Below are 10,058 nucleotides of genomic sequence, written 5' to 3'. Positions count from 1 at the left end.
ATTGATGACTTCGGTGCTGATTTTGGATCATCGCTCTCTACCCATTTAAAAAGAGCTAATTTAAGACCTGTTAACAAGTCTTTTGGCGTATTTCTATGGCTGACATAATTTTATCAGATACTAGTGCAAGCATTAGTGAACTAAAAAAGAACCCGATGGCAACCGTTAACTCTGGGGCTGGATACCCTGTTGCGATCCTAAATCGTAACCAGCCAGCGTTCGACTCGCCAATGAGCGTAGAGAGCAGGTATTGGTTGATGTTGATATAGAGATGTAGATTTGGATCATTACCTGTGACCTATACAACCACAGAGCTGGTTTTTTTCCTGGCGAGAATACCTTCCTCCATCTTAATAATATTCTCCGGTGAATATTTGCTTAACCCTTTCAGTGAATGGCTATGAAAACGCAGGTGAGTACCAAATTCTTCGCGAAAGCGACGATAACAGGCCAGAATGTGTTGCTTTTTCTCCTGAGTGTAGCCCTGTTTAAAAAACAGGGTAATCGAGAGTCCCAGACGGGAAACAGTCAGCCCATCGGCATTGAGAAAAAGAAAGGAGGTCAATTGTGATCTCAGTTGGGCAAAGTAATCTACAGTTTCCATTATTTTCTCCGTTCATTATGAAGCGGTGGATAATCTGTTATTCCGCGATACTTGCCGCCTCTCGTACCAGATGCCACATGGTTGTCCCTGATTCTGCACCTTCGATGTCAAAAGCTATGGCACCCTGAGCAAAGAAATACAGTTTTCCGGGGAGTCTGTCTGTTCGCCAGAATCCGCTGACCCGTGCTGGATAGCCAGCCCGGAGTGGTGTGATATGCAGAGGTTCACGGTCATAACGGGCATACCAGGCCAGAGTGGAAGCTGTCGTAAAATGACCCGCCCCATAAAAATGCAGAGAATGACCTTCACGGGGGATAACCCGTATCGGGCGTATCAGCTGATTAATGGCAAAATAACTCTCCGGGACACTGCCCGGCAGCGGGGTCAGATCTGGGTATTTACCCGCCCGTATCATCAGACCATTGGAGTAAGGACTAATCACCACATCCGGGTAACGAGCCAGTGTTTTGCGTATCCAGACTTCGCCGCCCAGACGTCTTACAAAGCGTTTGGACAGCAGGGTGATCCAGTTAATACTACGGATGGAATGCTCATACTGTAATACCGCAGTATGAACCGTTGAGTTCACCTGCAGGGAAGGGTAACGTTGCGCCAGTTGGTACTCTAAAGGAAAGTAGTCATGGTAATCTCTGGGCAGGACCAGACAATAACCACAGTCCCCACTGTCGGGTTCGAGTTGTTCACACAGAAAGTCCAGCCACGCCATAAAACGAGTCATGCCCTCTGGTTCTTTCAGATAATCCCAGGGCAGTGTCAGACTCAGGTAAGAGCTATCATCATCACCATCAATTTCCCGGGAATCCAGGTAACGCATCAGATAGTGAGGGGCTTCATAGATGTTTTTAGCATCGCTAACTACCCAGCTAGAGGGCTGATTTTTTTTCTGATTAAGAATGCCTTCTTCCACTTTGGCAATATTTTCCGGTGAATATTTTTTTAGCCCTTCCAGCTCATGACGGTGAAAACGCAAGTGAGTGCCAAACTCTTCACGAAAGCGACGATAACAGGCCAGAATACGTTGCTTTTTCTCCAGCGTGTAGCCCTGTTTAAAAAACAGGGTAATCGAAAGCCCCAGACGAGAAACAGTCAGCCCATCGCCATTGAGAAAAAGAAAAGAGGTCAATTTTGATCTCAGTTGGGCAAAGTAATCTACAGTTTCCATTATTTTCTCCGTTAATTATGAGGCGGTAGCAAATGTCACACTCGCCAATATGGCCAGGACGGCGGCTAACGCTGCGGCGCCGACTGTTGCAGCTGCGGCTAAAATTTCCACCAATGCAATCAGCGCGGCAGCGACGGCAAAGGTGACAAGGATAACAACCGTGACTTCGGCAATTATCACAACCACTTCCAGCATTTCTTCACCAACTTTTTTCAATATTTGCATCCAGTTAATGTTTTTTAGCTCTTCCAGCGTGAGATCGGTGCCCTGTTGCACGGTTTGCCATTGGGCTTTTATCTCGCTCTCAGTCCAGGTCACGATTTTCCCTGTCTGTTCACTAACCCAGGAAAAAGCGTAGCTGACTTGGTGGGTTATTGGGTCAATAATCTCGTTACATACCCACTTTCCGGCCTCACTGCACCACATGCCAAACTGGGCGAGGAGTTCACGGGTACTGTCGCGGACATAATTCAACCCATTTTCGGCCAGACCAGCTACTTCTTGCCCGAGGACAACCCAGTCTTCATAGCTGGGTAAAAACGACCAGCGGGAAGTGCTGAGAAGCGGGAGTTTTTTTGTCAGGGGTTGCGGAATAGTGCCCGGTACGCCTTCTTCGGGAGGAATGGGGGTAGGTAAGGTGTCATCGTCAGGAGGTGAATTGGGTGGCAGTGGGGCCAGTGGTATCGGGTTTTTATAGTGTTGGGAACTGGGTTGATAGAGTTTTCTCCATGCTTCATCATACTGTTTTTGCTCTTCTGTGCGGTTATCGTCGACACGCATTACACCGAAGCGGTCTTCGGTCGCAATCTGGATATAATCTCGTTCCTGATTGTCAGAGAGTCCATCCCCTGGAAATTTCACCTCAATCAACATCTTCAGATTATCAGGGTGAACAGAGCCATCGAAGTAGGTGGCCTTTCTGCCCGGCCAGCGGAGAGCTTCATCTTTAACTAAAATAATATCGGGCCGACGGATACCAATGACCCCAAATTTCTCCGCGTCTTCGGCAGAAGGTCGGGCAAACGGATTGCTGGATTGCGGTAAATTACCGCTATAACGCTGTTTAGAGGCCAGACTGGTCGCCAGCATAGGTAAAGGAACATCCTTCTTCCCTCTGATAGCAAACACTACTTCCGCTTTATAGGGCCACAGAAAGTCATGTTTAAGTTCCTCAACCTTAATCAATCCACTCATAATGACTTGATTAAGAAAACGAATAACCCCCAGTTTGGTAGTAATCATTGCCGGCATACGCAGGGCATACTCGGCTTTTTCCGCCAGATAACAGGGATCTTCATCAGCGGGAAAGACACCGATTTCCATCGTACAATTAATTGAGGTGACAGCCGGACACATCCTGCCGCTGTTGGATATTGTCATACTTATTTCTCCTTAAACGCCATAACATATTCCACCGGCGTGTTACCACTGGCCCGGTATTCCATTAGGGTATATACCCGTCATCTTTCAAGTTGCTTCTTTGTTGGCTGCGTTCACTTACCCCAGTCACATAGTTATCTATGCTCCCGGGGATTCGCTCCCTTGCCGTCGCGATGCATCTTGAAATCTATTGGGTATATATGTTTTGATATTTTTTCTTTGAATACAATTTATTAAATCAAATAATCTTTGCAGTGACAACCTTGCATTGAAAAAGGGGTTGCTTTGCGGTGATTTTAATTTCTTTCATTTTCATACTTATTTGTTTGATTGTAGAGGATAGAGGTGAGAATAAAACTAAGAGTAGAGCTTATAATAGAAAGGTGATTATGGCGGGATGGAGTGAGGGAATATATTTAAAGGATTTCGTGATAATATCCTTATTAACCTGTCTGGTTTTATGTTTGAAAGTTATTATATATCCCCCTGACGGTGAAATTATTTCTTTCCTGTTTTGATATGTGTAACTGAATTTATTCTCATTTTCATGACGCAACTAATAATCATTCTTTTTTACATATATTTTTCTGTTAAATTTTTAGATTAAAAATGGAATATTTGCATCGATAATTCCCAGTATTAATTTTATAAAAATCAACTTCTTACGTTTTATCTCCCCATAAATCATCTTGTTATAACAGAGAAAATAATCTGATTCATGTTATTAAAATAAATGCAACGTTTTATTTTAATAAATTAAATTTCGTTTATTTTTAGTTTATAAATTATATTTATTTTCTCTTCTTTACTGGGATTTACATATTATCAATTTTAAACAAAAAGTGCTTTTTGATAAAAATTAGCTTGATTTAATTTAAATCTATTTAGAAAATCACCCCATGCAAGAAATAGCTCGCCGGATAGGTGGTTTTATTTATTGTGGTGAGCGATGTCGGTTTTCTCTTATTTTGTTTCTGGTTGATGGCCTGTCTTTAAATATCTGAATCCGGTTTCCTGTTTCTGAAATCTGCTATGGCATGTCCATCATGTCTTTCGTTTCATTTTATTATTGAGGAGTGGCTTATGGCACAAAGTTTTCAAAATGAGATCCCCAAAGCGCGTATTAATATCAAATTAGATTTGCATACGGGCGGTGCACAGAAAAAAGTGGAATTACCCTTGAAATTATTGGTGATGGGAGATTACAGCAACGGACAGGAACAACGCCCTCTTTCGGAAAGAGAAAAGGTTTCTATTAACAAAAACAATTTTGACAGCGCATTGGCTGAATTCAGCCCGGCCCTTAACCTGACGGTTGAAAATACCCTGGTGGGTGACGGCAGTGAGGCGAATATCGCGCTGGCTTTCCGGCAAATAAAAGACTTTGAACCTGAGCAAGTAGCCCGCCAAATTCCGCACCTGAGGGCGCTGCTTGCTATGCGCAATCTGTTGCGCGACCTGAAATCCAACCTGCTTGACAATGCCACGTTTCGCCGGGAATTGGAGCACATTCTCCGGGATGACCAACTGAGTGATGAACTACGAGCGGAACTGGCAGCATTGGCGCCGTAGGAAGACTAATCATCACACTATTTTCTTATCACCTTATTTTCATGAAATTTAAGTTAAGGATAAATTAATGGCGGTACAAGAACAGATGACATCTGCTGTAGCGACGACGACCTACAGTGAAGGTAGCATTTATCAATCTTTGTTTGAAAAAATCCATTTACAGCCGGTTGAACGGCTGAGTGATATCAACCGTTTTCAGGATAACGATGCACTGGCCGATGTAACGACGGATGAGCGAGTTACAGCGGCGGTCAGCGTTTTTCTCACACGGTTGAAAGAGTCGGCGCAAAAAGTTAAGCGTCTGGATAAAACGTTGCTGGATCAGCATATTGATGCACTGGATAGCCAAATTAGCCGGCAACTGGATGTTGTCATGCATCATCCGGCATTCCAACAGGTGGAAGCAGCCTGGCGGGGCCTGAAGTTTCTGGTTGACCGGACGGATTTTCGTCAGAACGTCAAAATTGAAGTGCTGGATGTGACTAAGGACGATTTGCGGCAAGATTTTGATGATGCGCCGGAAATTGTTCAAAGCGGTTTCTATTGCCATACCTACATTCAGGAATACGATACTCCGGGCGGTGAACCTATCGGCTCAGTGATTGCCAACTATGAATTTGGTGCCGGATCGCAGGACATTGCCCTGTTGCGCAATATCGCTAAAGTGGCGGCAGCGGCGCATATGCCTTTTATTGCTTCTGCTGGCCCGGCCTTTTTTGGCAAGGAGACCATGGAAGAAGTCGCATCCATTAAAGACATTGGTAGCTACTTTGACCGCGCTGAATATATCAAATGGAAATCCTTCCGCGACAGCGACGATGCCCGTTACATCGGCCTGACATTGCCGCGGGTGTTGGGGCGTCTGCCTTACGGCCCGGATACAGTACCGGTACGAACCTTTAATTACATGGAACAAGTCAAAGGGCCGGACCACAATAAATATTTGTGGACCAATGCGGCTTTTGCTTTTGCCGCTAACATGGTGAAAAGCTTTGTCGGAAATGGTTGGTGTGTGCAGATCCGTGGGCCACAGGCGGGTGGGGCGGTCCCTGATTTGCCGATCCACCTCTACGATCTGGGCACTGGCAGTCAGGTCAAAATTCCTTCAGAGGTGATGATCCCGGAAACCCGCGAGTTTGAATTTGCTAATTTGGGTTTTATTCCGCTCTCTTACTATAAAAACCGCGATTACGCCTGCTTCTTCTCGGCTAACTCAACGCAGAAACCGGCGATATACGACACGGGGGAAGCGACGGCTAACAGCCGCATTAATGCACGTCTGCCGTATATCTTCCTGCTATCCCGTATTTCCCATTACCTGAAGTTGATTCAACGAGAAAATATCGGCACCACTAAAGATCGACGTTTGTTGGAAGTTGAACTGAACAACTGGATCAACACGCTGGTGACTGAGATGACCGATCCATCTGACGATCTGCAAGCCTCACATCCATTGCGTGAAGCGCGAGTGATCGTTGAGGATATTGACGACAATCCAGGATTTTTCCGGGTCAAACTGTATGCGGTGCCGCACTTTCAGGTAGAAGGGCTGGACGTCAATCTGTCGCTGGTTTCTCAGATGCCGAAAGCGAAAGGGTAAGGAGGACCGCATGAAAATTGATCGTCCGCTCTGGGTAACGGGGACCATCTTATCGCCCCAACAGTTTCAGCAGCAGGCCCGCTGGGAAGCCTATGCTAACGAGCGTATTGCCCGTCTGGGGTGGGTACACCCTTGGGGAGTGCAAGCGGCTGTGTTTGATAAAGATGCACTGGCGCTGGGACAGTTGAAGGCCGATCACCTGTGTGTACGTTTTGCTGATGGTTCGCTGATTGATACCGATCAGGCTGACAGGTTACCGCCGGTACTCACATTGGCGGAGCTCCTGCCAGTTGATACGCAACAGGCCATCGTCTTACTGGCACTGCCACATACTTACGCGAACGGCGGTAATTGTCTTAAGCCGGATGAACAGGTTGATCGCCCGGTGCGTTACCGGCAGGAATGGGTGTCGGTACAGGATGAATTCGGTGACCGTAGTGAATCGATGGCGGCGGCTCGTTATGCTGTGTCGCTACGTTTTGACAGCATGGAAAACGGACAATATCTCACTTGCCCGGTTGCCCGCCTGTTGCGTGATGCTCAGGGAAACTGGGCGTTTGATACGCAATTTGTGCCGCCATTACTGCGTGTCGGGGCGAATGCCGGACTGATCACTCGGCTCGATCGGTTGCTGACCCAGCTAAGGGCCAAACAGGCTCGGTTGATGGGAATGCGTCGTGAGAGTAACGAACGGATGGCGGATTTTGCCGTGGCGGATGTCTCATTGTTTTGGTTACTCAATGCGCTGAACAGTTATGAACCGGTGCTGAGTGATTTTCTGCTTCACGCGGATGTGCATCCAGAGCTGTTCTACCGTGAAATAGTCAAACTGGTTGGCAGCCTGCTGACCTTTTCACTGGACCATGATGCTGGAGTGATCCCCCGTTATCAGCACGATAACCTGACCGGGGTGTTTCTCCCGTTGTTTGACTTGTTGAACCAATTGCTGGAAACCAGCCTGCCGTCGCGCATGGTAACGATTGAGCTGAGGAAACAGGGAGAACAGCAATGGTTGGGAACTTTGCATGATGCTCGTTTGTGCGAAGCGGCAGATTTTTATCTTTCGGTCCGTTCATCAATGCCAGCCCATCAATTGCAGGCCCGGTTTCCGCTGCTGTGTAAAGCCGGTGCGCCGGATGATGTTGACCGGATGATTAACCGGGCGCTGACCGGGATCCCGCTGGTGGCACTCAGTCACGTCCCGGCAGCGGTTCCGTTACGGCTGGAGAACCAATATTTTGCTTTTGAACTGAGCCATCCGGCGGCTAAAGCGATGCTGGCGGCAGGAACCTGTGCCTTTTACGTGCCCAGTATCCTGGGCGAGATTCAACTTGAACTGTTTGCGGTACTGCGGACATGAATTCATCACATTTAACGACTCAAAAAAAACGGCACCCGGATATTGATGCCTTGTTGCAAAACAGCTACCTGCTGGTGACGGCGCTGTGTCAGAACGTACCGGTAAAGCAGGGGGACACGATATGGCAACACTGTACCGGCGAGATAGAACGGGTTCGGCAGGAACTGCATGATGCGGGTGTCAGCGAATCCGCGATTGAGCATATCAGTTATGCCCAGTGTGCCCTGCTGGATGAAACCATCCTGAAACGGGCGAAGGATGCGGGGTATACAGCCTGGCGTGCGGCCTCGTTACAGGCTTATTTCTTTGATACGGCGGAGGCGGGTAACCAATTGTACGAGCGGATACGCACTGTTTTACAGGAACCAGCGCCTGATAAAGCGGTACTGACCTGTTTTCATCGGGTGCTGATGTTGGGATTTGAAGGCGATGGTCGGGAAGAGACCCCTCAGGTTCGGGAACAACTGATAACTTGCTTAAATGAGCAGGTTATCCCTTTCGGGTCTGTTCAGTCTTCTTCTCTACTGAATTGTGCGTCTCGGTTTGGCGATTGGCGGTACGCCGTTGCCCGTCGACTGGTCGTGACAGTGGCCGTGCTGGCCGGCGTCTGGTGGGGGCTAAACCAGTATCTGGCAACGTTGTCACCGGGGGCGATACGATGAGTCTCTGGTTGCAACGGGGGCTGTGGGTATGGGGAGCGGGGCTGGCGCTGTTGCTTTGCTTGATCTGGTTGCCTTTATCACTTACAGGTCAGTGGGTGGGCGTGGTCATCATCGTGCTTATCACATTGACCGTGGGAATTTATACCGAACGATCCCGGCTGCGGGAACGGCATGATGATCTGTCGGCATTGCTGCCACCAGAAAATGACCGTCAACCAGTGGTGCTGGTATGCAGTGACATTCAAGACGGCTTGTTTGGTGAGGAATGGCTGCGTCAGACGCCACAGGGCTGTTGGTTGTGCTTGCCATCTGGAATGTCTCTGTCTGATGGAGTAGAAACTTTGCTGGCTGCCCGGCCATCTTGGGGCGGGCAGTTGAGCGTGATGGCAGTGTTCAATCCACAGCAATACTGTGATGCGGCAATGTTGGCCGGTCGGGTACGGGAGCTGCGTTGGCAGCTTTCGCAGGTGCGCCAACGACATGGCATCCCGCTCCCTTTATTGTTGACCGGTTATTTAGCTGATGCCTTGCAACAACCTGATCCACCGTGGTTTGAGTGGCTGGCGGGACAGTCCAGCGTGACGGTCTGGCAGGAGAAAGCCGCGTTTCAGCCGTTAGCGGATTGGCTGAGACAGGGCACGGTGACAGAACAGATGGCGCGTTTTCAGCGTGGGGTCGAGCTGACCGGTTGGGCTGACTGGATGAAAGAATACATATTGCCGACTTGTCTGACCCCAGAGGAGGGTTTGCCGCCTTGTCCTCCGCTGGCCATGATGCTGACATTTGTGCCGACGTTACCCCATCGATTAACTGACCATGTCTGGCAACAATGGTGGCAGAGCAGAACAGCGCTAAAAGGGGCAGGAAACCCACCCAATTTGCCAGATACGACGAAAACTATCTCGGTACTCCCTTTCCCGGATCGGGTATTGCGCCTGTTACCAACGGGAATGGGACTGACACCGGTACAGCGGGCGCAGTGCACGGCCTTAGGACTCTTTTTGCTGGCCGGGATTATCGCACTGAGCTGTTCTGCCTGGCATAACCGACAGTTATTGCGTCAGATGGAGGGAGATCTGTTGCACTATCAGTCTCTCGCCATCACGGAGAAGGGCCGCAGAGCACAGGCGGTAGCGGTACTGCAGGCGGATGACAAATTGCTTGAAGCATATTACCGCGACGGGGTGCCGTGGCGTTTGGGATTGGGATTGTATCAGGGCGCACGGTTACGTCCGCGGTTGCAGGCGGCTATTGCCAGTAATGTCACTGAACTGCCGGAGAAAAAGTCAGTGACGACAGCCATCCCGCAGACCATCAGTCTGAACAGTTTGGCGTTGTTCGATGTTGGTCAGGCGAAACTGAAAGTCGGTTCGACCAAAGTGTTAGTTAACGCGCTAATGAATATTCGCGCTAAGCCAGGTTGGTTGATAGTGATCACTGGCTATACCGATTCTACCGGCGATGCCGCGAAAAACCGGGCACTGTCACTGGCGCGAGCAGAAGCGGTACGCGACTGGTTATCACGAACCAGCGATATTCCACTCGCTTGCTTTGCCGTACAGGGCGAAGGTGCAACGCGGCCGGTCGCCACCAATTCAACGGCTGCGGGGCGTGCTGCCAACCGCAGAGTTGAAATCCGTCTGGTCCCTAACGCAGTCGCCTGCCAGCGACTGCAGGTGGTGTCAGGCTCTTTATCA

General features: G+C 48.9%; 8 protein-coding genes and 2 pseudogenes. 6 read left to right on the top strand and 4 right to left on the bottom strand.

Annotation, left to right across the window (positions count from 1 at the left end):
- Positions 1–95: 95 nt before the first annotated feature.
- Positions 96–221 (top strand): annotated as a pseudogene (locus tag BO26_RS19825) (type II toxin-antitoxin system Phd/YefM family antitoxin); the annotation flags it as partial.
- Here BO26_RS19825 and BO26_RS24465 read toward each other — a convergent pair.
- The 4 genes and pseudogenes from BO26_RS24465 to BO26_RS19810 all read right to left on the bottom strand — a co-directional run bounded on the left by BO26_RS24465 (position 166) and on the right by BO26_RS19810 (position 3,167).
- Positions 166–288: a hypothetical protein gene (locus BO26_RS24465; protein ID WP_268870619.1), complete on the bottom strand. Its 123-nt coding sequence runs from the start codon at positions 286–288 to the stop codon at positions 166–168. The pseudogene BO26_RS19825 and the gene BO26_RS24465 sit on opposite strands and share 56 nt — an antisense overlap.
- A 31-nt stretch (positions 289–319) precedes the next feature.
- A pseudogene (locus BO26_RS19820) lies at positions 320–604 on the bottom strand (type VI immunity family protein); the annotation flags it as partial.
- Between the two features lie 37 nt (positions 605–641).
- Positions 642–1,787 (bottom strand): DUF3396 domain-containing protein, encoded by a 1,146-nt coding sequence (locus BO26_RS19815; protein WP_036774509.1) that lies wholly within the window; start codon positions 1,785–1,787, stop codon positions 642–644.
- A gap of 15 nt (positions 1,788–1,802) precedes the next feature.
- Positions 1,803–3,167 (bottom strand): VRR-NUC domain-containing protein, encoded by a 1,365-nt coding sequence (locus BO26_RS19810; RefSeq protein ID WP_036774507.1) that lies wholly within the window; start codon positions 3,165–3,167, stop codon positions 1,803–1,805.
- Between the two features lie 1,083 nt (positions 3,168–4,250).
- Here BO26_RS19810 and tssB point away from each other — a divergent pair.
- The 5 genes from tssB to BO26_RS19780 all read left to right on the top strand — a co-directional run.
- The gene (tssB, locus tag BO26_RS19800) at positions 4,251–4,739 is read left to right on the top strand and encodes a type VI secretion system contractile sheath small subunit (RefSeq protein WP_036774505.1); all 489 of its coding nucleotides are present in this window, start codon (positions 4,251–4,253) and stop codon (positions 4,737–4,739) included.
- An 85-nt stretch (positions 4,740–4,824) separates the two neighbouring features.
- A complete protein-coding gene (gene tssC / locus BO26_RS19795; protein WP_420864721.1) occupies positions 4,825–6,339 on the top strand; it encodes a type VI secretion system contractile sheath large subunit in 1,515 nt (504 codons plus the stop codon).
- A 10-nt stretch (positions 6,340–6,349) separates the two neighbouring features.
- Complete coding sequence (gene tssK / locus BO26_RS19790) at positions 6,350–7,699, top strand: type VI secretion system baseplate subunit TssK (RefSeq protein ID WP_036774503.1); 1,350 nt, start codon at positions 6,350–6,352, stop codon at positions 7,697–7,699.
- A complete protein-coding gene (gene tssL / locus BO26_RS19785; protein ID WP_036774502.1) occupies positions 7,696–8,361 on the top strand; it encodes a type VI secretion system protein TssL, short form in 666 nt (221 codons plus the stop codon). The genes tssK and tssL overlap by 4 nt, the downstream gene beginning before the upstream one ends.
- Positions 8,250–10,058 (top strand): OmpA family protein (locus tag BO26_RS19780; protein WP_236637647.1); only part of this gene is annotated, 1,809 nt, incomplete at its 3' end. The genes tssL and BO26_RS19780, both read left to right, overlap by 112 nt.

The sequence above is a fragment of the Photorhabdus australis DSM 17609 genome (assembly GCF_000711895.1).
In the GTDB taxonomy this organism is placed as follows: Bacteria; Pseudomonadota; Gammaproteobacteria; order Enterobacterales; family Enterobacteriaceae; genus Photorhabdus; species Photorhabdus australis.
Note: the sequence above shows the minus strand (reverse complement) of the source record. Positions and strands in the feature narration are given on the sequence as shown.